This window comes from Paenibacillus tyrphae, from assembly GCF_027925525.1.
Classification (GTDB): Bacteria; Bacillota; Bacilli; order Paenibacillales; family NBRC-103111; genus Paenibacillus_G; species Paenibacillus_G tyrfis_B.
Map to the genome: position 1 here is coordinate 300189 of NZ_BSDJ01000003.1, position 23466 is coordinate 323654.

21 protein-coding genes are annotated in these 23466 nt (G+C 57.8%); 11 read left to right on the forward strand and 10 right to left on the reverse strand.

Annotation, left to right across the window (positions count from 1 at the left end; genetic code table 11):
- Positions 1-58 precede the first annotated feature (58 nt).
- Together QMG93_RS05045 and QMG93_RS05050 are read left to right on the forward strand one after the other, a co-directional pair.
- Complete coding sequence (locus QMG93_RS05045) at positions 59-2041, forward strand: methyl-accepting chemotaxis protein (protein WP_281934065.1); 1983 nt, start codon at positions 59-61, stop codon at positions 2039-2041.
- Positions 2042-2150: 109 nt separating this feature from the next.
- Entirely contained in the window at positions 2151-2681 is a 531-nt protein-coding gene (locus tag QMG93_RS05050) for a DNA-deoxyinosine glycosylase (protein WP_281934067.1), read from the forward strand.
- 17 nt (positions 2682-2698) lie between these two features.
- Here QMG93_RS05050 and QMG93_RS05055 read toward each other — a convergent pair whose 3' ends face one another.
- Positions 2699-2848, reverse strand: coding sequence for a hypothetical protein (locus QMG93_RS05055; RefSeq protein WP_253413741.1), 150 nt, complete (start codon positions 2846-2848; stop codon positions 2699-2701).
- A gap of 140 nt (positions 2849-2988) precedes the next feature.
- Here QMG93_RS05055 and QMG93_RS05060 point away from each other — a divergent pair, with 140 nt between their 5' ends.
- Complete coding sequence (locus QMG93_RS05060) at positions 2989-3522, forward strand: hypothetical protein (RefSeq protein ID WP_281934071.1); 534 nt, start codon at positions 2989-2991, stop codon at positions 3520-3522.
- 118 nt (positions 3523-3640) lie between these two features.
- Positions 3641-4630 carry a hypothetical protein gene (locus QMG93_RS05065; RefSeq protein ID WP_281934073.1) on the forward strand — a complete coding sequence of 330 codons (990 nt, stop codon included), beginning with the start codon at positions 3641-3643 and terminating at the stop codon, positions 4628-4630.
- Between the two features lie 101 nt (positions 4631-4731).
- Here QMG93_RS05065 and QMG93_RS05070 read toward each other — a convergent pair whose 3' ends face one another.
- Together QMG93_RS05070 and QMG93_RS05075 are read right to left on the reverse strand one after the other, a co-directional pair.
- Complete coding sequence (locus QMG93_RS05070; protein WP_281934075.1) at positions 4732-4896, reverse strand: hypothetical protein; 165 nt, start codon at positions 4894-4896, stop codon at positions 4732-4734.
- Entirely contained in the window at positions 4893-5051 is a 159-nt protein-coding gene (locus QMG93_RS05075; RefSeq protein WP_281934077.1) for a hypothetical protein, read from the reverse strand. Before QMG93_RS05075 ends, QMG93_RS05070 begins: the two co-directional genes overlap by 4 nt.
- 197 nt (positions 5052-5248) lie before the next feature.
- Between QMG93_RS05075 and QMG93_RS05080 the strand changes: the two genes are divergently transcribed.
- Positions 5249-6586, forward strand: coding sequence for an MFS transporter (locus tag QMG93_RS05080; protein WP_281934079.1), 1338 nt, complete (start codon positions 5249-5251; stop codon positions 6584-6586).
- Positions 6587-6668: 82 nt separating this feature from the next.
- On the opposite strand, the gene QMG93_RS05085 is transcribed toward QMG93_RS05080, so the two are convergent.
- The 3 genes from QMG93_RS05085 to QMG93_RS05095 all read right to left on the reverse strand — a co-directional run bounded on the left by QMG93_RS05085 (position 6669) and on the right by QMG93_RS05095 (position 9991).
- Positions 6669-6959, reverse strand: coding sequence for a hypothetical protein (locus QMG93_RS05085; RefSeq protein ID WP_281934081.1), 291 nt, complete (start codon positions 6957-6959; stop codon positions 6669-6671).
- Positions 6960-7048: 89 nt separating this feature from the next.
- Positions 7049-9352, reverse strand: coding sequence for a transglycosylase domain-containing protein (locus tag QMG93_RS05090; RefSeq protein ID WP_281934083.1), 2304 nt, complete (start codon positions 9350-9352; stop codon positions 7049-7051).
- Between the two features lie 171 nt (positions 9353-9523).
- Positions 9524-9991, reverse strand: a complete 468-nt coding sequence (locus tag QMG93_RS05095; RefSeq protein ID WP_281934085.1) for a hypothetical protein — start codon at positions 9989-9991, stop codon at positions 9524-9526.
- Positions 9992-10142: 151 nt separating this feature from the next.
- On the opposite strand from QMG93_RS05095, the gene QMG93_RS05100 reads away from it, so the two are divergent.
- Complete coding sequence (locus QMG93_RS05100) at positions 10143-10598, forward strand: hypothetical protein (RefSeq protein ID WP_281934087.1); 456 nt, start codon at positions 10143-10145, stop codon at positions 10596-10598.
- Between the two features lie 98 nt (positions 10599-10696).
- Here the strand turns inward: QMG93_RS05100 and QMG93_RS05105 are convergent, their stop codons facing one another.
- Positions 10697-11185, reverse strand: a complete 489-nt coding sequence (locus QMG93_RS05105) for a GyrI-like domain-containing protein (protein WP_281934089.1) — start codon at positions 11183-11185, stop codon at positions 10697-10699.
- A 191-nt stretch (positions 11186-11376) separates the two neighbouring features.
- On the opposite strand from QMG93_RS05105, the gene rluF reads away from it, so the two are divergent.
- Positions 11377-12075 (forward strand): 23S rRNA pseudouridine(2604) synthase RluF, encoded by a 699-nt coding sequence (gene rluF, locus QMG93_RS05110; protein WP_281934091.1) that lies wholly within the window; start codon positions 11377-11379, stop codon positions 12073-12075.
- 8 nt (positions 12076-12083) lie between these two features.
- On the opposite strand, the gene QMG93_RS05115 is transcribed toward rluF, so the two are convergent.
- The gene (locus QMG93_RS05115) at positions 12084-12776 is read right to left on the reverse strand and encodes a response regulator transcription factor (protein WP_025851981.1); all 693 of its coding nucleotides are present in this window, start codon (positions 12774-12776) and stop codon (positions 12084-12086) included.
- Between the two features lie 255 nt (positions 12777-13031).
- Here QMG93_RS05115 and QMG93_RS05120 point away from each other — a divergent pair, with 255 nt between their 5' ends.
- On the forward strand, positions 13032-15107 hold the full coding sequence (locus QMG93_RS05120; RefSeq protein WP_281934095.1) for an ATP-binding protein: 2076 nt from the start codon (positions 13032-13034) through the stop codon (positions 15105-15107).
- Between the two features lie 46 nt (positions 15108-15153).
- On the opposite strand, the gene QMG93_RS05125 is transcribed toward QMG93_RS05120, so the two are convergent.
- Complete coding sequence (locus tag QMG93_RS05125) at positions 15154-16041, reverse strand: AraC family transcriptional regulator (protein WP_281934097.1); 888 nt, start codon at positions 16039-16041, stop codon at positions 15154-15156.
- 216 nt (positions 16042-16257) lie between these two features.
- Between QMG93_RS05125 and QMG93_RS05130 the strand changes: the two genes are divergently transcribed.
- From QMG93_RS05130 to QMG93_RS05140, 3 genes are all read left to right on the forward strand, one after another.
- Positions 16258-17433: a galactokinase gene (locus tag QMG93_RS05130; RefSeq protein WP_281934099.1), complete on the forward strand. Its 1176-nt coding sequence runs from the start codon at positions 16258-16260 to the stop codon at positions 17431-17433.
- Between the two features lie 116 nt (positions 17434-17549).
- Entirely contained in the window at positions 17550-18536 is a 987-nt protein-coding gene (gene galE / locus QMG93_RS05135; protein WP_281934101.1) for a UDP-glucose 4-epimerase GalE, read from the forward strand.
- A gap of 57 nt (positions 18537-18593) precedes the next feature.
- Entirely contained in the window at positions 18594-20186 is a 1593-nt protein-coding gene (locus QMG93_RS05140; protein ID WP_281934103.1) for a UDP-glucose--hexose-1-phosphate uridylyltransferase, read from the forward strand.
- 175 nt (positions 20187-20361) lie between these two features.
- Here the strand turns inward: QMG93_RS05140 and QMG93_RS05145 are convergent, their stop codons facing one another.
- Complete coding sequence (locus QMG93_RS05145) at positions 20362-23277, reverse strand: ATP-binding protein (protein ID WP_281934105.1); 2916 nt, start codon at positions 23275-23277, stop codon at positions 20362-20364.
- Positions 23278-23466: the final 189 nt, after the last annotated feature.

Consider the following 23466-nt stretch of genomic DNA (forward strand, 5'->3'; position numbering starts at 1 on the left):
TTTGGAACATTCATCCATCCACGAATTGGAAATACTAAGAACCCGAGGTGCTAGGTACATGAGAAATCCACTTCATTCGTTAACGGGCCGATTTATGGTGTACAGCAGCCTGGTGCTCCTGCTCTTAATGGGTGTGGTGTTCGCTTATCAAAGCAGCATCATTCGCAGTCACGCGGAAGCTTCGCTGTTCGACAAAGGTCGGACGATGGCCATATCGTTATCCAAAAGCTTGCAAAGCCTGACCGAGTTGGATCTGCGTACCGGGGTGACGCTGCAAGACGGCACGAAGCTGTCCGGTGAGGAGCTGCGGACCCGGTTGTTCGACGACCGGCTGGAGCCGATCGCCGCAAGCCGCGAGGAAGCGGAGAAGCGGTCGAAGGATAAGGAATACGCTTCGGCGAAGCAGAAACGATTCGACGGTCAAGACATCCCGCTCGCGCAATACGAGTTGAAATATACCAGCGCTTACGGCGCTTATACGGACGAGCGGTGGCAGTCGATGGTCGACGGATTTTTGACCGATCCGCAGATCGTGTTCGCCATTCCGATCGCCTACTCGGCGAATCCGGAAGCGGTCGGCTTCATCGCGACGCACAACAGCGGCTACAGCCCGCAAGGCGAGTCTTCGAAGGACCGCTGGGGAGCGGAGGGGCAGCTGAGCCAGAAATACCGGGCCAATCGCGTATTTAACGACTCGACGGGCTATGCGGCCGCAGCATACAAGGATACTTCCGACGTGCTGCTGCAAAAATACCCGCGAAGCGTGGAAGGACGCGTCGTTGAGACGTGGGACATGTCTTACCCTCTATACTTCGAGGGCAAGCATTGGGGAGCGGTTCGCATTGCGCTCAATAAGGAAAAATCGGACGCGCTGATCGCGAAGCAGCAGCTCACGGTCGCCGTAGAGCTTCTGATCGTGCTGCTTGTTGTGCTTGGCCTGCTGTTCGTGCTGTCGAAGTTTTCCGTCGCCCGCAAGCTTCAGGCGGTGCTGAATGCGACGGCCAATCTGAACTCGCAGGAAGCCGATTTGACCTACCGCCTTGCCGTAAGAGGCAAGGACGAGATGGGTCGGCTTTCCGGGGAGATCAACCGCTTTATCGCCCACTTGCAGCAAATGGTGAAGGGGATGCATGCCCTTTCCCTTCGGGTAACGGACGGCTCGCACCAGCTCGCGGCGCATGCCGTGCAATCCCGCGAAGCTTCGGAGGCGATTGCGCATACGCTGGACGAACTGGCGGCGGGCGCCGAAAGCCAAGCCGTCAGCGCAGGGGACAGCGCCAAGGCGATGGAGGAGATGGCGGCGGGTATTCAGCGCATCGCCGAGGCGTCGGCCCACGTCACGGAGGCATCGCTCGCGATGGTGCAGGAGGCCGAGGCGGGCAACCGCACCTCGCTTGGAGCCATGGAGCAGATGGGGACGATGCGTCAGTCGGCGCAGCAGGTCGGCCAAGCGATCAGAGAGCTGGAAGACCGTATGCAGTCGGTGCAGGAGATGGCCGGCGCCATATCCGGCATTGCGTCCCAGACGGGCCTGCTCGCGTTGAACGCGGCGATTGAAGCGGCCCGGGCCGGTGAGCACGGCCGGGGCTTTGCGGTCGTCGCCGGCGAGGTGCGCAAGCTGGCCGAGCAGTCCGAGGCGTCGGCGCAGCGCATTCAGGAGCAGATCGAAGACATACAGACCTCGATGGCTTCGGCGGTAGCGGCGATGGCAAAGGGTGGCCGCGAGGTGGAGAAAGGCGTCGGGGATGTCGGACAGGCCGGCGCGGCCTTCGAGCGAATTTTGACGATGGCGCAGGGCATCACGGCGCAAATTCAGGAAATATCGGCCGCCTCCGAGCAGTTGTCCGCCGGCACCGAGGAAGTGACGGCCGGCATCGAGGAGATGGCCCGCATCGCTGGCAGCGCCTCGGAGCAGACGCTAAGGGCGGCTGCTGCCTCCGCCGGTCAGCTCGACCTTGCGGGTCAGGCGTCAGGGGAAGCCGAACAGCTTCGGAAGGCAGCGGACGAGCTTCAGCAAACCGCAGGACGGTTCAAAGTATAACCGCGTCCTGCGGTTTTTCTTTTGGCTTCGCTGTGTGTCTGTGTTGGAGTGGCTGTGCTACAATGAGGCTACTTGGGTGTGAAACGAATGAACGGGAGGCGATGCATCGATGGCAGCAGATAAGGAACGTCCCCGCTTGACCGGCTTGCCGCCGGTCGCGGATGAGCGCTGCCGGCTGCTGATTCTCGGATCGATGCCGGGGGAGGCGTCCTTGCGGGCACAGCAGTATTACGGCCATCCGCGCAACGGCTTTTGGCCGCTTCTCTACACGCTGCTGGACGGCGGGGAGCCGGCTGTGGCATACGAGGAGCGGCTCCGCTTCGCGTTATCCCGCGGCGTAGCGCTGTGGGACGTGTTGGCCGCATGTGAACGCGAAGGCAGTCTCGATACGGCGATCCGCCGTCCGGAGGCCAACGACTTCGCGTGGTTCTACGCGACGTATCCCGGCATCCGCCATGTCTTCTTCAACGGCAGTACGGCGGCGGATCTGTACCGCAGACAGGTCATGAAGGAGGCCGTGGATGACGGCAAGAGCTATACGCTGCTGCCGTCGTCGAGTCCGGCGCGGGCGATGTCACAAGCAGCCAAGCTGGAAGCATGGCAGCCTGTGCGGGAGGCTTGGCTCGCCGTACGCGACTAGCGGCACAGCGAGACGGACTACTCCTTCTCCTTCTGGGTAGCTCCGATCTGATTGACCGTCGTTTTTACTTGATTGAGCGTATCGTTGACGAATTCCATATCTTGATTTTCGGCTTTCATCGAAGCCGTGCTTTCGTAATTGCCATCGTGTTTTTTATTTTCCGACATGGCGTTTCCTCCTTTCGGGGTAAGGTTACATATCGTCAGTTCATGCTTAACGTGCGCAGTCTGCCCGGAAAATATTCTCTTTTTCCGAAAGGCATACTAAGTAAAAAAACATTTTTGCAAGCGACGAGAGGAGATGCCGGATGGCAAGACAGACGAGTCAAGTTCCGTTCGGGTACGAACCGCCGAATGGGCGCGGTACGGTCCGCGGAAGCTTATGGATTTACGATGCGTTCGAGGATTATACGGAGCAGGAGCTTGTACGCATCCTTGCGCTGGCGAGCGGGCGCGGCATCGCCAAGGCGGTGTTCTACCCGCTGCATGAAGAGACAGTCCGGCGCATGGAGAAACGGCGTCCCGTAGCTCCTTACTACCAGAGGGTCGAAGCGCTGCAGACGCTGCTCGCTGCTTCGGATACGGATGTCGATTATACCGTCGAACCATTCGAGGGCAAGCGTAAGAAGTACACTCCCGCAGACACGGCATTCCGGTTTCTGGAAGAGAAATACGCCGCTCCCCATTTCGTTTGGGTGACCAAGACGACAGCCGAGCTGCTCGCAGGCTATGAGTCGTTCGAGACATGGATCAAAAAAATCCGTTGGTTCGTGAGCGGGGAGGGAGGCCTGGTTACGCATCCCCGGCTGCAAGCGTATGCCCACCGCTGGGACCCAGTCTGAGGCCTGGTTTCGGTCCGCATCCCCTAAAAATGGCATGAAAGCCCGAATCGTATAACGAACTCTGTTTGGAAATCCGTGGGCAGCAGCTTTCAACGCCTGTCACAGGGGGAGAGAAACGATGGGGAAATTAAAAAAAACGGTCGTGTGGGTTATTGCAGCCGCACTTGTGGGCGGGCTGATTTATGGCATCACTTGGGCGGGAGATGCGCCCGTATCGGCTGAAATATCGACGGAAGCCAAAGGGCGATTCGTCGGCTTGACGGATGGCGACAAACAAATCAAAGTGTCCTACGACGGAACGGAAAAAACTTACCCGCTGACTGCGGACGTGTGGGTATACCGCAATTTGCAAAAAGCGGCGATCACGGATTTGAAGCCGGGCGATTCGCTGGAAATTATACTGAACAGCAAAAATCAAGCCGCCTACATTAAGGCGGCTGCGCCCGAACAAGCCGCTGCGCCGCAGAGCCCGGCCCCGCCGGCTGCCGAGCCGAACGCGGCGGCACCGCAAGGCGCAGGCGCATCGCCGGGGCCAGCCACGCCTGCGCCTTCCGGCAGCACGGCCGCGGTGCCTCCGGCCGGTCCGGCGCATACGCCTTCGGCTCCGGCTAACCGTCCGGCAGCCACGGAACCGGCTAAACCTGCGGTAAACGGGAGCTGGCCTTGGGAGCGGCTGTCGTTGGAGCTGAAAAGCCGGGAGCTGGCTTTGAAGGTAAAGCAGGAGCAAACGGACAAGGGCGATGAGGCCGACGTTTATATCCAAACCAAGGATCGCGCGGTGGTTCATCTGAAGGGAACGCAGGCGGAGCAACTGCTTCTTCTGCTGATGCAGGGGCTGCCTTCGGAAAAAGACGCTTGGGAGAAGGCGCTCAAGCAGCGCTTGGCGGCGCAGTTCAAGCTGAAGGACGATTCGCTGGATTGGAAGATCGACGTGAAGTGGAAAGACGATGCCAAAGTCGTCCGTACGCCGCCCGTACAAGCCGGGAAGCCGGAGCCTAACGGCCACGGGGCGGACAAGGAGCATGGCAAAGGCAAGAACAAGGAGAAAGAAAAAGAGAAGGAAAAAGCGAAAAACCGCGATAAGCACGACGATGAGAATGACGACTGATTGGAGGGCTTCCGCTTTCACCGCCTGCACAACGACAGCCCGTCTGGAGAGGATTAGCGCTCCGGACGGGCTGTTTTTTTGCCGCGATCTTCTTAGCTGCTCTAGTCCTCGGGAGTCCGGTCCAAATACAAGCGGGAGACGAGAGTGGCGTCTCCGTGCCGTACTTCTTCCTCCGTCGCTTTTTCCTCCAAAGGATCGTGCGTATTCATGCCCGGGGCGATGGTCGGCTCGTGGGGATGCCGCGCCTCTTCTCCCTTGCTGGTCACAATTTCTTCTCTCCTTCCGTCTTGGAATAGGCAATCAGCGTAATCGGACTACCGGTCAGTTCAGCTAACCTTGCTTCCGTCTGTTGAATGATATCGACGACTTTTTCTTGTTCGAGGAGCGGGGCGATTTGGTAATCGGTCGTTTCGATTTTCACGGGCGTTGGGCCTCCTGTATGGGATAATATCGATTTCCCGGTTAGAATTCCCTTCGGGAAAACCCCGCATGCGTGGAAGGCGATGGAAACCCTTCTGGAAAAAAAAGCAAAAAACGTGGCTCAGCATTGCGCCGCTGTGTTATATTGAAGCTACTGTTCCGGGAACACGGTGAGACGATGAAGGGGGAAGGAACTGCATGAAATGGAACCGCTTGGCCGTGATGGCGAGCATCGTGCTCGCCGTGCTGATTTCGTCGATGGATACGACGATCATGAATACGACGATGCCGCGGATCGCAGAGGAGCTTGGAGATGTGAAGCTGTACGCGTGGAGCTTCGCCTCTTACATGATAATATGTACGATTGTAACGCCGCTCAGCGGCAGGCTTTCGGATTTGTTCGGACGCAAAAAAGTGCTGTCGGTCGGCATTGTGGTCTTCCTGCTTGGGTCGGTGCTCTGCGGTACGGCAGCGACCATGCTGCAGCTCGTGCTGTACCGGGGACTCCAAGGGCTCGGCGCGGGCGCGATGATTGCGTTCCCGGCCATTATTGCCGGGGATTTATTTCCGGTGGAGGCGCGGGGCAAGATCCAGGCGTTCTTCACCGGCATGTGGGGCATCTCGTCGGTGCTGGCGCCGCTGCTCGGCAGCTTGTTCATCGAGCATTTGAGCTGGCGGTGGATTTTTTATATCAATATCCCGATTTGTTTGGCGTCGCTTCTGCTGCTTGTGCCGTACCGGGAAGTATACGAGGCCCGCAAAAGCCGGATTAATTACTGGGGAGCTCTTTGGTTCGGACTCGGCATCGGGCTGCTGCTGTTTAATACGGTGGTGAGCGAGGGCTTTCTGCTGTATACGGCGGGCGGCGTGTTGTTTTTGCTGCTGTTCGTGTACAACGAGCGGAGGCATCCGTCGCCGATTGTGCCGGTGGCGCTGCTGAAGAACGGCTCCGTCGCCTGGATGAACCTGAACGGCTTTTTGACCTGCGCGGCGCTGTTCGGCACGTCCAGCTACATTCCGTTTTATTTGCAGCAGCACGGATACTCGCTTTTCGTCAGCGGGCTGTCGCTGCTCGGCATGTCCGTCGGATGGATTCTTGTCGGCGTTCCGGCCGGCAAATGGGTGCTGCGCTACGGCTACCGACCGCTGCTGTTTACGGGTAACGTCCTGCTGGTGCTGTCCGGGCTGATGCTGCTGTATTTGCCGGACCAAGGGGGCTTCTGGTACGTCAATGTGATCATGGTGGTGCAGGGACTGGCGTACGGGCTGCTCTATACGGTATCGGTCATCGGAGTGCAGCAGCTTGTCGCCACCGATCAAAAAGGGATTTCCACGTCGCTGCAGGTCTTCTCGCGGAATATCGGCACGGCGGCCGGGGTTACGGTTATGGGCGCACTCCTGACATCGGCGCCGGCTTTTATGACCGGCATCCACCGGCTGTTTCTGTACGGGTTTATCGTCAGTTTGGCTGCGCTGGTGTCCACGATTTTTCTTTTTACGCACCGTACGGTGTCGATTTCCGGAAGCGGGGCTTAAGAGTGGCGGCGCGATAGCCGTTGAAAGAACAAAGGGCGGTCTGCTTAATGCAGAACGCCCTTTGTTGTTACGCGGCCTTTCTTCAGTCGAGGAACCATTCGCCGGACCAAGGATCCTGCACCCAGCGGGCATGATGGTAAAAATGATGCCCATGCATATGATGATGATGTGGATGATGATGCGGAAAGTGGTGCGGATGGAATCCAAACGGAAAGAAGCCGTGGGGGTGGAATCCATGTGGATGGAAGCCATGCGGATGGAAGCCGTGGGGAAAATGATGCGGGTGATGATGACCATGATACGGGTAATGATGCGGACGGCCATAGTCGATCTCCCCGGCTGTTTGAGTTTCAATTATCGTCTCTTGAGACATATTTGATTTCTCCTCTCTGATTGGAACATACTCCACCATATGTCAGAGAGGAGGAATTGGGCACTTATCCAATCTAAAAATGGGCTTAATCACCTTGTTTTTTTCTTTAGCCAGCCGGGACGGTGCGTTTCCGGCTGGCCGCTGCGGTACTGCAGCTCCCCGGTTTCCGCCGCGCGTCCGTCGCTCCCGAGCGATGAGCGCAGTTGCGCCTCCTCCATGGACCGGCGCACTTCTTCGGGTACCGGAAAATCGGTCACCGGGGTGTCCTTCAGCGCCCGGGCCATCATTTCCCGAAACAGCTGCGCAGGCACCGCTCCGCCGGATGTCGTCAAATAATGGGTCTTGTCCGTCTGATCGAACCCAAGCCAGATCGCGGCCGTCAGCTCGGGGGTGAAGCCCACGAACCAGGCGTCCTTAGCGCCGTTCTGGCCGATGGCCTCGAATTCGGCCGTTGCGGGCAGCTGCGTCGTCCCCGTCTTGCCCGCGGCGGGACGGCCGTTGAGTGCGGCGGCGATCCCCGTTCCTTGCGCGACGGTCTCTTGAAGCAGCCTCGTCAGCGTATAGGCGTAAAGCGGCTCCGTCAGCTTGGTCGGCTGCGGCTTGGCCTCGACGAGCGTAAGGCCGTCTTTGGTTGTAATTTTGGTGATGGCGTGGGCGTTCTGCATCACGCCATCGTTTGCTATGCCGCCGTACGCCTGCGCCATCTGCAAGGGCGAGACGCCTTCGGACAAGCCGCCGAGCGCCAGGCTTAAGTTGCGGTCCGCCGGAGGCAGGGCGATCCCGGCTTTACGCACGTAGTTCATCCCGGCGTCGATGCCGATTTCGTTCAGCAGCCAGACGGCCGGAATATTCCACGAGCGGATCACGGCCTCCCGAAGCGAGACTTGTCCCCTCGTCTGCCCGTCCCAATCTTTGGGACGGTAACCCGAAATGTCGAGCTGCCCGTCATACAGGATCGACTCCGGCGTATAGCCAAGCTCAAGCGCAGGCCCGTAGACCGCCAGCGGCTTAAACGACGAGCCGGGCTGGCGCTTCAGCTCGGTGGCCCGGTTGAAGCCGCGGTAGGTCTGATCCCCTCGCGCACCGACAATCGCACGGATGCCGCCGGTTCGCTGGTCCAGCACGACCGCTCCGCTCTGCACCGGGCGGTCGGGAGGACTTTGCGGGAAGAGCGCATCGGTGCGGTACACCTCTTCCGCCGCCTGCTGCACCTTAAGGTCCATCGCGGTATGAATCCGCAGGCCGTGTGTCAAAATCTGCTGCTCCGTAAAGCCGTAAAGCTTCTCGGCCTCATCCATGACATAATCGACATAGGAAGGGTGCCGCCCCTTCAGCGATTCTCCGTTGTTTGGCTTTAAGGCAATTGGCTCGGCGATAGCCTTGTTGTAGGCGGCGTCGCTGATGAAATGCTGCTCCTTCATCAGCGACAGCACGAGGTTTCGCCGCTCCAGCGCCTTGTCCGGATGCCGCACCGGAGAGTAGAGCGAAGGAGCTTTGGGCAGACCGGCCAGTACGGCCGACTCGGCAAGCGTCAGCTGCTGGACGGATTTACCGAAGTATTGCTGCGCCGCCCCTTCGACGCCCCAACGCCCTTCGCCGAAGTAAATGCTGTTCAGATACAGCTCCAAAATTTCGTCTTTGCTGTAAGCAAAGTTGATTTTTATCGCGTAACCGAGCTCCTTGAATTTGCGGTTGAACGATTTGTCCGAGTCGAGAAACAAATTTTTGGCAAGCTGCTGTGTGATCGTGCTGCCGCCTTCCTCCATCGCTCCGGCCTTCAAGTCGCGAACCAGCGCGCGGCCGATCGACCATACGTCGAAGCCGGCATGATCGTAAAAACGCCGGTCCTCTACCGCAACGACGGCATTCCGCAAATCCAGCGGAATTTGACCGAGCGGCACCGGCACGATTCGGGACGAGGACAGCTGCGCCACCGGCTGCCCGCCGGCGTCCATGACGAAGCTCGGCTCGGGGAGCGGATGCTCCAGCTTGCTGATGTCCAGACCGCGCACCCATACGGCGGCAGCGCCAAGACCGGTCGCCACGGCTGCCAAACAGAGCAGCCCTGCCGTCCACAGCCACCGCCGCCCCCGGAACCGGCGCGTTTGCTTCGTCTCTCGCGCCGCCGTGCCGCCGCTGCCCGGCGCAGGCTCCCGCGCTTCTCGCGCCTCGCGTGCCGCAGGACGGAGATCGCCTGCCGCCTGTCTGCGGCTTAGATCTTCTTGCCCCGCACTGCCGGTTCTGCGCCACGTGGACCGGGCGGCCTGCCGCGCCTCGTCCGCCGCGCGGCTTCCTCCGCCGGAGGCTCTATACGACTGCCACTCGCGTTTCGGCGAGGAGCCTGTGTCTGTCTTTGTTTTCGGCCTCCAACGAAACATCCGGGATAAGCTCATGGCTGATGGTCCCCCTTTTTGTTTGCCACGGAATATTCGCTTGTTTCAGCGTAAAATACCAATGCTAATAATATTCGCGCCGGACGTCTTGTTTCGGCAGGTGGACAAGCAAAAAGGAGCTTCCAAAGGAAGCTCCAAGCGTTCCGACACGATCCCTCCAGACGGGGGACTTCATTGCAAAGGGTCCGGCATCATGCCCTTTTCCATCACCTGCGAATTCGTCGGGAGGCTTGCCATCACTTTACCAAGCTGGCGGACCTCCTTCTCGTTGTTGGCCATCTTGCCGTTCATCGCCTTGCCGATCGGCGTCGATTCGGTCGGCTTCGTCTTGGCCGGGCCGTATTCCATATATTGCTGAAGCTCCGCCAACATCTCTTGGGCAGCGTCCGCCGCCGAAACGGGTATATTGTTCTGCGCAACGAAGCCGGCCTCGTTCAAGTCAATCCGGGTCTGGCCGTTCTCCTGCGTATGCGTATAGATACGGTATGGATACTCCTGCAGCGAAGCGGAATCGCGAAACGTCAATTCGTACGTGCTTCCTTCCCGGGAAGGCAGTTCGGTGAATCCCATCGTTTTGAGCGTAGCGTGCACGTGGGAAAAGGGCTTGGTGATCGACGGCAGCGTTTTTTTACGGGACATAGGGCAACACTCCTCGATTCGTATTTTCCGCCGGACGGCGTGACGCATCCGTGTACCCCTTTATTAAACCGTTCGGATAAGGATGAAACTTTGTATGGTACTAGATCGTCATTCTTTTTCGAATAGGTATAGAGCAACTGGGGGTGTTGGTATGCGCGGCAGATCGCTGCGAGTTATTTTATTTCTTATGGTGGCGGTAACCTTATCGGCTCTGGTGTACGGCTACGCGTTTTCCAATAACAATAGCTTTGTCGCTTCAAGCATCGATGAGCAGTTTCCCGTGCCGGCGGAGGCACGCAAATCGGACGTTCCGTTCTCCAATCCGGGAGTCGTCTATGTCCGCTACAACATGAAAGGTATCGAAGAAAAGGAAAGTATTCCCGACTTCTACGCGAATGAGATTCGCAAGTGGGGATGGAAGGAAGACAAAGAGGAGCAGGTGGGGGCTCTCCGTGTTTTTGTCAAGGAAGGCAAAACGATGAATGTAACGACACACAGCGGCTTTTTCACTTTGTTTACCAAAAAAAGCTCCGCTAATCCGCACACAGCGGTTGCCGGCGCGCCGCACACCGCGGTTTCCAAGCCGCAAAGCCCGCCGAAGCAGTAAAAACCCCCGAGCGGCCAAATTCGCTTTTCCGGTGCTTGTCCGGCAGGAGAAGCGCATGGCAGGCGCAAGAGGGCTCGCGTTCGGTTCAACAGGCGGCTTTAATCGACGAGCGGAAGCGAATACCGCGCGAATCCTTCGCCTTCGTAGTTGTATCGTTCGCATATCGTGTAGGTACGGTCGCCGGCGCTTGTTTGAAGTCCCTTTTCGCGCAAATACGCTTCGACTGCTTGGCCGGCTGCTTCGAAATTCCCGTCCTTATTCGCCACGACGGCACAACGGTGCGCCGGGACAGTCAGGCGGAGGAACCATTCGGGAATGTCGTCGTACGATTCGACCTCCATGCAAAGGATGTATACGTGCGTGTCCGGATGGCTCTGCGACGGTCCGTGCGGCCACAGGCCGTAATGAATTTGAGGGTTCACGATATGGGGCAAATGCTTGGCGGAAGACAGCAGCGCTTCTTTGGCGTGCCGATACTTCCCTCCCATGTCGTTCAGGCCGATACAAGGGATGCCGATCAGCTTCAACTCCTTGTGCTCCACCATAACAGGCTCCATCTCCGGGAGCTTTGCCGCGTTTTCGATCATACGATTTTCGCCTCTTTTCCCATTTTTTTAGTACACCATAAACAAGCTAAACAAGCTTTTATGACTTCACACGTTCCCGCTCCAGTTTTGCCGGAGTTCCTTCTTTTTCGCAGAGCGTCTTTTGATTTTTGCAACGAAAAACCCGCATGGTATAATGGAGCGATAAAGTCAGGACAAGCGGAGTGAGAACGATGAGAATCAACAAATATATCAGCGAAACGGGAATTTGCTCCCGGCGCGAAGCGGATCAGCTGATCGAGGGAAAGCGCGTCACGATTAACGGCCAGCTGGCCGAGCTCGGAAGCCGGGTGAGCGAAGGCGACGACGTGCGGATCGACGGAAAACCGATTAGCGAGAAGAAAAAGCACGTCTACATTGCGCTCCACAAGCCGGTAGGCATCACCAGCACGACGGAACGGCACGTCCGCGGCAATATCGTGGATTTTGTAGGACACCGCGAGCGCATTTTCCCGATCGGACGACTGGATAAAGATTCCGAAGGATTGATTTTGCTTACGAATGACGGCGATATCGTCAATAAAATATTACGCTCCGAGCACGAGCATGATAAGGAATACATCGTGACCGTGAACAAACCGGTCACGCCGATGTTTTTGCAGGGCATGGCGAGCGGCGTGCGGATTCTTGGGACCGTCACCAAACCGTGTAAAGTGAGCCGCATCGACGACCGGACGTTTCGGATCTTACTGACGCAAGGGCTGAACCGTCAAATCCGCCGGATGAGCGCCGCCTTCGGCTACGAGGTGCGCCGGTTGAAGCGGGTGCGCATTATGAACATCAAGCTGGCCGGTTTGCCGGTAGGGCAGTGGCGCGATCTGACCCCGGAAGAGCTGGACAAGCTGATGAACGCTATCGGACATCGGCCGTAAGTTTTATGCTACACGTTGAATTTGTAGCCGATCCCCCGCACGGTATGGATATATTTCGGATCGGTGGGGTTCGGTTCGATCTTCTTGCGCAGGTTGCTGATATGAACGAGCAGCGTGCGCGTGTCGCCGTTGCTGTCCACGCCCCAGGTCATTTTATACAGCTGCTCGAGCGGAAGCACCTTGCCGGGCGAGCGGGCGAGATGCAGCAGCAGGTCGAACTCCTTGGAAGACAGCGGCACGAGCCCGCCGCCGGCTTTCACGGTCCGGCTGAGCAGATCGATCTCCAGCCCCGGAAACGACAGGTACTGGGAATCTTCCTTGTGCTGCTCAAGCAGCTGGCTGCGGCGCAGATGCGCTTTGACCCGGGCGACGAGCTGACCGGGACTGAACGGCTTCGTGATGTAATCGTCCCCTCCGATGCTGAACCCCAGAATGATATCCATATCCTCGCTTTTGCAGCTCAGAAATAAAATCGGCGTATTATAGGACTTGCGGATTTGCCGGCATACTTCGATGCCATCCATTTCAGGGAGCAAGATGTCGAGAATCACCAAGTCCGGACGGTGCTCCCGTACCATGGCAAGCGCTTCGGCCCCATTCCCGGAATACAGTACGTCATATCCCTCCTTACGCAAATAAAGACTGATTAATTCGACAATCTCGGCTTCATCGTCGACGATGAGTATTTTTTCTCCAGGCATCGATTTCTCCTCCAAAAGATGATGCGGCGAAACATGATGTTTCTTTGAAACTATCAGAATCATACCCCGCCGGTCTCGATACTGGATTCTGATATGGCAGCGACAAACGTCCCGAAATCCCCCAAAGGTGAGCCGTTTATCCCGGTTTCCAAATAATGCAGTTTAAGGTACGATATTAGCAGGAAGCCCATTTGAGCAACAGGAAAGAAAGTGGTATCGATTTCCAGAAACTATTTCTATTATAAATGGTTTTGGGTGTGTATTTCCATAGTTTTATTGGCCGCCGGGATTGCCGGTGCCAGTTACTATAGTTCCGCTGCGGGGGAGTCCGCGCCCCGTGCCGTTCAAGGCGTCATGGACCTGGAGGACTACGGCTTGGAATCCCATGGAACGGTCCGGCTGGACGGCGAATGGGCTATGCACTGGATGCGCCTGCTGACGCCGGAAGAGCTGGCCTCACCGGAACATGCCGCAGGAGAGCAGGCCACCCCGATTGTTCTCCCGGAGGTATGGAATCGTGTCCTTGTGGACGGCGTGCAGCCGAGCGGATCGGGTCATGCGACCTTTCGCTTGAAAGTGATGCTGAATGGCCCTGCTTCCGATTTGGGACTGAAGCTGCCATATATCCGTACGGCTTACAAGGCTTGGGTAAACGGCGAGCCGGTCGCGAGCAGCGGTACGGTCGGAGAAGACATTCTGACTTCGAAGCCTCAATATACCCCGAATTTGATCCGGTTCCGCCATCCGGGCGGGCCGCTGGATATCGTCATCCAGGTTTCCAATTACCATCACCGGCTCGGGGGGATCTGGAAACCGGTCGAGCTCGGCTCATGGAGCGCGCTTGACAGCAAGCTTCGGAGAGAGCTTGCGATCGAGACGCTTGTGGTAGGAAGCCTGTTGTCGATGGGGCTGTATCACATCGGATTGATTGCGCTGAGGCGCAAAGAGAAAGGATCGCTTTACTTCGGTCTTTTTTGCTTGCTGATCGGCATACGGGCCTTCTTTACGGGCGAAGGCGTGATGTATTATTTTGTCCCCGAGGTGCATTGGCTGTCGGAGCTGCGTATCGAGTACGTATGCTTTTACATGGGCGTACCTGTCATGATTATGTTCATGCATTCGCTCTACCCGCAGGAGGTGCGTCTCGGTGTCGTCCGGCTTATTCTGGCGCTTGGCGCAGCGTTCTCGGCCGCGGCATTTCTGATCCCGCCCCCGTGGGTAACGTATACGACACCGGCGTTCCAGCTCATTACGCTGCTCACGAGCGGCTACCTGCTGTTCAGCCTGGCCAGCGCCGTGCTTCGCAAAAGAGACGGGGCGCTGTTCGCCGCAATCGGTGCGGGCGCTTACGTCGCCACGGTGATGCTGGACATCATGTACTATAACCAGTGGATCAAGCTTGGCGAGGTGTCGTCGTACGGGCTGCTTGTCTGCGTATTCATGACCTCGTTCATCCTGAGCTCGAAGTCGGCCAAGGCTTACGTGGAAGTGGAGACGCTGTCGCGGCAAATGCGCGAGATGAACACCGGTCTGGAGCATAAAATTCGCGAGCGGACCGCCGAGCTGGAACGCATCAACCGCAGCCTGGAGCGGATGAACGACGACTTGGCGCGGATGGAAACGTCCAGGCGGCACCTGCTCAGCAATATCTCGCACGATCTGGGAACGCCAATGACGCTGATTCAAGGGTACGTGGAAGCGCTCATCGACGGCGTCGTCTCGCAGCCTGACCAGCAGCAAAAATATTTAAAGCTCATCCATAACCGGATCACAGGCTTGAACCGGCTTATCGCCGATCTGTTCCAGCTCTCGAAGCTGGAGGCCAGACAGATGGATTTCGATATTCAGCCGGTAAGCACGGACGATTTTATTCGTTATTTCGACGAGCGCTATGAGCTGGAGCTGGCCGGCGCCGGGCTCAAATTCGAGACCGTCGCTTATTCGCTGCGGCCCGAAGCCCACCGGCAGGCCATCGTCAAAATCGACGTGGACCGGATCGATCAGGTGCTGACCAACGTCATTTACAATGCGGTCAAGCATACGCCCCGCGGCGGACTGATCCAGCTTCATTTTATTGTGGACGAGCATTCGCTTGTCGTGCAGGTGCAGGATAACGGCTCGGGCATCGATCCGGATGACCTGCCGTACATTTTCGACCGTTTCTACAAGAAAGACAAGTCCCGCAACACGGCCGGCGGCGGTAGCGGCCTCGGGCTGGCCATCGCCAAGGAGATCATCGACTACCATGGGGGCCGGATCTGGGCACAAAGCCGCGTCGGTCAAGGCGCCTGCATCGCCTTCATGCTGCCCCTCGCGAAAGGGGGTGAATAGAAACGCGGATATTAGCGGCGCCCACAGCGAATCCCATGCGCGACGCTTAATCTCCGGAGTGCGGGGGATGCAGCAGCGAGCTGCGGTAATCGGTCGGCGAGAGCTGGTAGTGCCGTTTGAACTGCTTCGAAAAGTACAGCGGGTCCTGGAAGCCGACCGAAGACGCGATCTGCTCCACGGTCAGCTCCGGGCGCTCCCGCAGTAAGTGGCGCGCTTTGTCGAGCCGGAGCCGGAGCAGGAACGTCACGGGCGTCAGCCCGGTCTGCCGTTTGAACAGCGTCGAGAGATAAGCGCGGTTGTAGCCGAGCGACTCGGCCATCAGCTCGATTGTGATCGGCTCCGCATACTGCTTGGATAAATATTGCAGCGCCCGCTGCACCGTTTGCCCGGCGGCGGTCGCCTGCTCAGGCTCATCCGCGCGAAGTGGGCGAAGCGCTTCCGCGAACTCGGCGAACAGCAGGTGCAGGCAGCCGTTCGCTTTCAGATTGGCGCCTGCGCCGCGGTGCTGAAACGCCAGCTGCACTTGGCGGAACAGGACGCCGATCGAGCGCTTTCGTCCGGTATGCACGACCGGCTGTTGCGAGCTGAGGCCCGTATCCTGAAGCAGCCGCTCCGCAAGCCGTCCTTCGAAGGCGACCCAGCGGTAGTGCCATGGATCAAGCGTGTCGGCCATGTAATTGACCAGCTTGCCCGGCTCGATCAGGAAGCTGTCTCCTGCGCCAAGCTCGTAGGTCTGTCCTTGACAGACGTAGGTGCCTTTGCCGGACAGCACATGGTGCAGCAAATAATAATCGACCACCTTCGGTCCGGGCTTATGACCCGGCTTCGTCTGGCTGTGGCCGGCGAACAGGACGGTCAGAGGGCTGTCTTCCGGCGCGGGGTGCGGGTTGGATACGACAAAGTAGGTATCTGGACGTTTGACGGGCCCGGACACGGCGCGACTCGCCTCCTTTTGGGGCATTGCCCCGGATACGTTCAGTATAGCACAACCGGGAAAGTCTGCGCGTTCATGACCTAACATTTTTCCATGCGGCCCTGACATCGTTCCATAGTGAAAACCGGTTGTCCGGGCTATACTTGAGGCAAAGCTTATTACGCAAATACGCTATATCGAACGTGTCTTCTTAAATCCATAACGAGGTGAACCGTCATGACGGAAGTCAAAGCATTGCAGGAGCAGTTTGTCGAGCTGTACGGAGGAGATAGCTCCAGTCCTATCCGGGTGTTTCATGCACCCGGGCGCGTCAATCTGATCGGGGAGCATACCGACTACAACGGAGGCTACGTTTTCCCGGCCGCTCTGACGTTCGGCACGACGATGCTGATCCGGAAGCGGGAGGACGATCAGGTGGGCTTTGCTTCCACCAACTTTCCGTTGCGCAAGCATATTTCCATTCAGCAGGTCGAATTCCGCGCCGAAGACGATTGGATCAATTATCCGAAGGGCATTATCCGCGAACTGCAAAAGCAGGGGCTATCCGTCGGCGGTTACGATATTTTGTACAGCGGGGCGATTCCGAACGGCTCCGGTCTTTCCTCTTCGGCTTCTATCGAAGTGGTGACGGCCTATGGTCTGCTCACGATGGAAGGGCAGCCAGCGGACAAGGTGGAGATCGCGCTGCTGTCGCAAAAAGCAGAGAACGAATTCATCGGCGTGCAGTGCGGCATCATGGATCAATTTGCAGTAGCGATGGGCAAGAAGGAGCATGCGATTCTGCTCATGTGTGATTCACTGGAATACAAGCACGTGCCGTTCGTCAGCGGCGAATACAAGCTGGTGATCGGCAACACGAACAAAAAGCGCGGACTCGTCGACTCGGCCTACAACGAGCGCCGTTCGCAGTGCGAGCAGGCGGTGAAGCACTTGGCTGCCGAATATCCCGAGCTGACGCTGCTCGGCCAGCTGTCGCTGGAGCAGTACCGGAGCGCGGAGCATTTGATCCCGGACGAAACGGTGCGCAAGCGGGCGCAGCACGTCGTCGAGGAGATCGACCGGGTGCTGCAATCGATCGTGGTGCTCAAACGGGGAGACTTGGCAGCGTTCGGGCAGCTGATGATCGGCTCGCATAACTCGCTGCGCGACTTGTACGAAGTGACTGGCGTCGAGCTGGATACGATGGTCGAAGCGGCGCTCGCTGTTCCCGGCGTGCTTGGCTCGCGGATGACTGGCGCCGGCTTCGGCGGCTGCACGGTATCGTTGGTGCATCAAGACAGCGTGGAACGGTTTGTCGGCGAAGTGGGCCGCGTATATAAGGAGAAGACCGGCTTGACCGCGGACTTCTATGTATGTGACATTGGGAATGGCGTGCAGGAACTGCAGCTTTAGGTATGGTCGTCTGGCGATGACAGTGATCGGAAGAACGATCCGCTCACGCAGTCGCGGTATTCGGAACGGACCGAACCCATAAATACATTCGGATTAACGGAAGGAGAGGCTGGACTATGGCCATTATGGTAACCGGAGGCGCGGGCTATATCGGCTCGCATACGGTAGCGGAGCTGCTGGCAAAAGGCGAAGAGGTGGTTGTCGTCGACAATTTGCAGCAGGGACACCGGGAAGCGGTGCTCGGCGGCAAGCTGTACGTCGGGGACATTCGTGATGCGGACTTTTTGGACACGGTATTCCGCGAAAACGAGATCGACGCCGTCATTCATTTTGCAGCAAGCTCGCTCGTCGGCGAAAGCATGCAGCTACCCGGGAAATATTATCATAACAACGTTTACGGGACGCTCTGCCTGCTGGAGAAGATGAACGAATACGGCGTCAAAAAAATCGTATTCTCGTCCACGGCGGCGACGTACGGCGAACCGGAGAACGTTCCGATTTTGGAAACGGACCGGACGCTACCGACGAACGCTTACGGCGAAACGAAGCTCGCCATGGAGAAGATGATGCGCTGGTTCGATACGGCGCACGGTATCAAATACGTCTCGCTGCGTTATTTCAACGCGGCGGGCGCGCACGAAAGCGGCCGGATCGGCGAAGACCATTCGCCGGAGACCCATCTCGTGCCGATCATTCTGCAGGTAGCGCTTGGCAAGCGCGCGCATATCTCGATTTTCGGCGACGACTATGCGACGCCGGACGGTACGTGCATCCGCGACTACATCCATGTGACCGACCTTGCGGACGCCCACATCTTGGCGGTGGAAAAGCTGCGCGCCGGCGGGGATAGCAGCGTGTACAATCTCGGCAACGGCAAAGGCTTCTCCGTCAAAGAAGTGATTGACATCGCGCGCGAAGTGACGGGACATGCGATTCCGGCGGTCGTCGAAGCCCGCAGAGCCGGAGACCCGGCGGTGCTTGTCGCCTCCTCGGAGCGCGGCAGAACGGAGCTCGGCTGGCAGCCGAAACGGGACAGCCTGAAGCAAATTATCGCCTCCGCATGGGCTTGGCATCAAGCGAATCCGGACGGCTACGGCAAGTAAAATCACGGGTGCAGGCGTTCGGGCCGAAGGCCGGCCGATCCGAAGGAGTGGAGAACAATGGAACAAAGACAGATGGAAACGGAATTCGGCTCCCCCGACCGGAAGGCGGCCTATCGGGTCGAACGACTGCTGCAATTCGGCCTGAAGCGTGGACTGCTGGAGCCGCTGGATATCTATGCGGCCCGCAACGGGCTGCTCGATCTGCTGTGTATCGGCGAGCCGTACGAGGGCGAGCTGAGCGAGCCGGTGGCTGACAGCGCAGTGGAGCTGCTGGAGCCGCTGCTCGATTACGCGGCCGATTCGGGCCTGCTTGAAGAGAACAACACGACGGTGCGCGATCTGCTGGATGCCCGTTTGATGGGCCAGCTCATGCCTCGGGCATCCGAGCTTGTGCACCGGTTCTGGACGACCGCGAAGTCCGCCGGAATCGAAGCAGCGACGGATGCTTTTTACAAGCTGTGCATCGATTCGAACTACATCCGGATGGATCGGATTGGCAAAAACATGTATTGGCTTGCGCCGACGGAATACGGCGATATCGAAATTACCGTAAACCTGTCGAAACCGGAGAAAGACCCGAAAGAAATCGCGATGCTCCGAAACGCGCCGCAGAGCCATTACCCCAAATGCCTGCTGTGCATCGAAAACGTGGGCTATGCCGGCAGGCTCAATCATCCGGCGCGACAGAACCTGCGGGTCATTCCAGTTGAGCTGGCCGGGGAAACGTGGTATTTCCAGTATTCGCCTTACGTGTATTACAACGAGCACAGCATCATTTTCGACCGGGAGCACCGGCCGATGAAGACGTCGAAGGAGACGTTCGAGCGACTGCTCGATTTCGTTGATCGCTTCCCGCATTATTTCGTCGGCTCGAATGCCGACCTGCCGATTGTCGGCGGCTCGATCCTGAACCACGATCATTTTCAAGGCGGACGGCACAAGTTTCCGATGGAAAAGGCGGGCGTCGGGGAGAGCTTTAGCCATCCGGATTATCCTGGCGTGAAGATCGGCATCGTCAAATGGCCGATGTCGGTCATCCGCATCGCCGCCCACAACCGCGATCAGCTGTTGAAGCTCGCTACGGCGATTCTGAACGCGTGGAAGTCTTACAGCGATCCGTCGCAAGATATCTTCGCGTTTACGGAGCAGGCGGGCGTCAAGGTGCCGCATAACACGATCACCCCCATTGCCCGCAACAATGCGAGCGGGGAATACGAGCTCGATCTGGTGCTGCGCAACAACCAGACCAGCGAGGAGCATCCCGACGGCATTTTTCACCCGCACAAGGAGCTTCACCACATCAAGAAAGAGAACATCGGCTTGATCGAGGTGATGGGGCTCGCCGTGCTGCCGGGTCGTCTCAAGGACGAGCTGGAGCTAGCGTCCAGGCTGCTGACCGGAGAAGAGAAGCTGGACGGGAAGATTACCCGCGATCCGTCGCATCCGCTGCACAAGCACGCCGAATGGCTGGAGGAGCTTGTCGGCCGTTACGGAACGGCGATGCCGGAAGAGGACGCGAGACAAGCGCTGCAAACGGAGACGGGCCGCAAGTTCGCGGACGTGCTGCGCGACGCAGGCGTGTACAAGCGCAGCGAGCAGGGAATGGAGCGGTTCCGGGCGTTTTTGCGGCACCTTGGCGTGCGGACTTAATGCAGGAACGGAGAACAGTTGTTCAATGAACGTTTATGGTGCGTCAAGAGCGGGCAATTTTTTCGGTTCAGTCCGGGCCGCTTCAGCTTAATCTAAAAAGACCCCCATCCGGGCACCGTGTTGACGGAGCGCCGAATGGGGGTCTTGCCGCTTCTTCATCGAATTGGGGCTGGGGCTATCCTGCCCGGGAGCCTTCGTCGCCGGAAGGCCGGCGCGTCTTCGGCTCGATCTCAATCAGATCGGACTTTCGGGTGATCTCTTCGACTTCAATGCCGTTTTTGGCGAGCGTGTTGGTCAAGAAATTTTCATCCTGTGCCGGGAAAATGTACGACGGATGCCGATCGGTGTTGCTCAGCAACTGCTCGGCCACCTGCAGCAGCTTATCCATCGAGAACGGCTTGCGCAAAAACTTCTCGATGTCTTTCTCGTGATAATCCTGTGGAGGCTCCAGAGCCGTGGATACGATAACCGGGGTCCGGTAAAACTTCGGATGGCGGTACAGCTCGCCGATGAAATCCCAGCCGTTCTTCGTTCCCTCCAAATGAATGTCCACGATACACAGTCTCGGACCGCCCTCTTCGATCCGGTGCAGGGCCAGAATGCCTTCCTCGGCCGAACGCACATGCATTGTCGGTATATGCAGCTTGGCGAGCGCGACTTGAATCAGCTTCGCCAAATTATCGTCATCCTCCAAAATCATGATGCTGTTGTCCGCCACACCGACCCGGTAAGCTTGGAGTGTCACGCTGAAGGTCGAGCCTGCGCCCATCTCCGATTCGAACGCAATCGTTCCCTCATGGCCTTCGACGATTTCCCGCACGATTGACAGCCCGAGGCCTGTTCCGCCGATTTGCCTACGGTCGGAATTGTCGACGCGGTAAAATTTGGAGAACAGCTTATCCTTGGCTTCCTCCGGGATGCCAAGGCCGTAATCCTGAACCAGGAATTGTACGGCCTGACCATCCTGTCGTAGCGTTAGATCGACGCGGTCCGCCTGAGGCGAATACTTGATCGCGTTGCTGAGCAGATTGTGCGCAACCTGCTTCAGCCGGTCCGCATCGCCGCGCACCCACACTTCATGCTGCGGCAGATGCAGCGAGAGGTCGTGGCTTTGCTTGCCCCGCCATTGCTCGACCACCTCCTGCAGCAATCCTCCCAGCTCCACCGGGGCAAAATGATAAATTTGCTTACCGGATTCCATCCGCTGAAGATCCAAAAAGTCGTTGATCAGCGTCGAAAGACGGGTCGCCTCTTTATAGACCGTTTGCAGGTAACGCTGCTGCTTCTCCGGCGTAAGCTGGCGGTTAAGTAAAATCTCGATAAATCCGAGAACGCTCGCAAGCGGCGTCCGCAGCTCGTGGGAAACGATGCTGATGAATTCGTTTTTCATCTCGTCGACTTTCTCTTCCTCGGTTCGGTCGCGGAATACGAACAGGAAGCCGAGCTCCTCGTCATGACGTTCGACCATCATTCGGATGGCGTACAGCTCCACATATCTCTGCTGCTCTTCTTCGTCAGTGAAGGAGAAGCGCTCCGTCAGCTTGTTCAAGTCGCCGCGCAGCAGACCGCGAATCGATTGGGAAACGCGGGCGAAGCTCGGCGAGCGATCGAGCAGCTCCTGACTGATCTCGGTGATCGATTCGCCGGCTCGTCCGCTAAGCCGGAGAAAATCGTTCATGCGATGGTTGAAAAACATCAGCTTCCCGGAAGCATCGCACATCATCATGCCCTCGTGTGTCGATTCGAGGATGTTGGTGATCAGGTCGCGTTGCTCCTCCATCGCCGACTTTTCCTGTTGAAGCTGCTCGTAGAGCGCCTCCAGACGAACGGATTGATGGCGGCGCTCCTCGTTCATCTGCTGCGCCAGGAAGGCAAGTCCGAACTGGCGGATGAGGCCTTTGGCCAGCCGCGTTTTTTGCTCGTCCGGCGAAGTTAGGTAGCCGGTCAGCAGCATGAAGCCGGTCGCTTCATGCTCATCGTTGAATAGCGGATAATAGCGGTCTATCGCATGGGTGATGCCTTGATGGAAGCTGCTTTCCTGCGCGCTGGCTTGGCGCACGCACTCCAGCGGCATCTTCTCCTTCAGGACGCGCCGCGCCGTGCCGAACAGCTCGCTTTCCAGCATCGTGGGCAGCGTCGACGGATAGCCGATGGAATAGGCAACCTGATAAGCCGCTTCCGCCCCGTCGCCATCCGGCGTTTTCAAGACAAGCAGAGCTGCGTCAAGGTGCAGCGAATCCAGCAGCGCCGGGAGGGAAGCGTTCAAAAAGTCGGCCATGTCCGTCGAGCCGGTCAGCTTTTCCTGATAGCTGCTGATGGCCTCCAATTCCAGCTCGCGCTGCGACAGCTTTTCCAGCGTCGCCTCCTGCTCCTCCTGCTGGGCAACGATCTCTTCGTTCTGTACCTCCAGGCTTTCCGCCATGTACCGATACGTTTCCTCGCTTTTGCGCAGCTTGGCTTCGGCCTGATTGGCCCGGTTGAAGATGAAGAACGAGAACAGGCCGACGATAATGGCGATCCCGCCGCCGATGAAAACGATGACGCGCGCCCGTTTCTCTGCGGTTTGAGCCGATGAATACGCTTCCGCTGCAATAAGCTCGATCTCCGCGGTCAGCTTTGTATGAACTTGGCGAAAGCGGTCCATCTGGTTTTTGCCCATGGACACCCGCTTGATCGCGTCAGGCAGCTTCCCGTCGCGGATCAGCTCGATTTGGCTGGCATAATGCTCCTGCAGCCGCTGAATTTGCGGGATCGCATCGCCTTCCATGACGCTGCGCAGGCTGGGGTATTTTTTCTGAAAGGCAGCCATAGCAAGCAAGTCGTCCTGCAACTGGGCTTTGCCGAAGTCGTAGGGCTCCAGGTATTTCTCATCTTGCGTTACTTCGTAGCCTCGAAGCCCGGATTCCATATTGACCAGGTCGACCAGCAAGCTTTCGGCCAAATTGTTTAGCGGAATCACTTCGTTAACGACGCTCTTCAGTTCCTGCTCCGTGCTGGAGGATGCGACAAAGCTGGAGACGCTGATCATCACGAGCAGGGAAATCACGACGATCACGTAACCCAATGAAATTTTCGATCGAGTCATATTCATGGCAGAGCCACCTTCTCGGTATGTAGACATTCTTTTTTGTACGTTCCTAGTTCGACAAAAGCAGGGTAAATCCTCTACAACGAACGGTGCTTTTCGAGCCGGTACGAAAAAAATATCGCTGCTTTGCCAAAAAGAGCGGATTATGACGGTATGAGTCGAAGATTGTCAGGAAGCTTATTGTTTTGGGGG

Excerpts from the sequence above, each read along its gene's own strand:
- QMG93_RS05045 (WP_281934065.1), top strand. The coding sequence starts at position 59 with ATGAGAAATCCACTTCATTCGTTAACGGGCCGATTTATGGTGTACAGC.
- QMG93_RS05050 (WP_281934067.1), top strand. The coding sequence starts at position 2,151 with ATGGCAGCAGATAAGGAACGTCCCCGCTTGACCGGCTTGCCGCCGGTC.
- QMG93_RS05055 (WP_253413741.1), bottom strand. The coding sequence starts at position 2,848 with ATGTCGGAAAATAAAAAACACGATGGCAATTACGAAAGCACGGCTTCG.
- QMG93_RS05060 (WP_281934071.1), top strand. The coding sequence starts at position 2,989 with ATGGCAAGACAGACGAGTCAAGTTCCGTTCGGGTACGAACCGCCGAAT.
- QMG93_RS05065 (WP_281934073.1), top strand. The coding sequence starts at position 3,641 with ATGGGGAAATTAAAAAAAACGGTCGTGTGGGTTATTGCAGCCGCACTT.
- QMG93_RS05080 (WP_281934079.1), top strand. The coding sequence starts at position 5,249 with ATGAAATGGAACCGCTTGGCCGTGATGGCGAGCATCGTGCTCGCCGTG.
- QMG93_RS05085 (WP_281934081.1), bottom strand. The coding sequence starts at position 6,959 with ATGTCTCAAGAGACGATAATTGAAACTCAAACAGCCGGGGAGATCGAC.
- QMG93_RS05090 (WP_281934083.1), bottom strand. The coding sequence starts at position 9,352 with ATGAGCTTATCCCGGATGTTTCGTTGGAGGCCGAAAACAAAGACAGAC.
- QMG93_RS05095 (WP_281934085.1), bottom strand. The coding sequence starts at position 9,991 with ATGTCCCGTAAAAAAACGCTGCCGTCGATCACCAAGCCCTTTTCCCAC.
- QMG93_RS05100 (WP_281934087.1), top strand. The coding sequence starts at position 10,143 with ATGCGCGGCAGATCGCTGCGAGTTATTTTATTTCTTATGGTGGCGGTA.
- QMG93_RS05105 (WP_281934089.1), bottom strand. The coding sequence starts at position 11,185 with ATGATCGAAAACGCGGCAAAGCTCCCGGAGATGGAGCCTGTTATGGTG.
- rluF (WP_281934091.1), top strand. The coding sequence starts at position 11,377 with ATGAGAATCAACAAATATATCAGCGAAACGGGAATTTGCTCCCGGCGC.
- QMG93_RS05115 (WP_025851981.1), bottom strand. The coding sequence starts at position 12,776 with ATGCCTGGAGAAAAAATACTCATCGTCGACGATGAAGCCGAGATTGTC.
- QMG93_RS05130 (WP_281934099.1), top strand. The coding sequence starts at position 16,258 with ATGACGGAAGTCAAAGCATTGCAGGAGCAGTTTGTCGAGCTGTACGGA.
- galE (WP_281934101.1), top strand. The coding sequence starts at position 17,550 with ATGGCCATTATGGTAACCGGAGGCGCGGGCTATATCGGCTCGCATACG.
- QMG93_RS05140 (WP_281934103.1), top strand. The coding sequence starts at position 18,594 with ATGGAACAAAGACAGATGGAAACGGAATTCGGCTCCCCCGACCGGAAG.
- QMG93_RS05145 (WP_281934105.1), bottom strand. The coding sequence starts at position 23,277 with ATGAATATGACTCGATCGAAAATTTCATTGGGTTACGTGATCGTCGTG.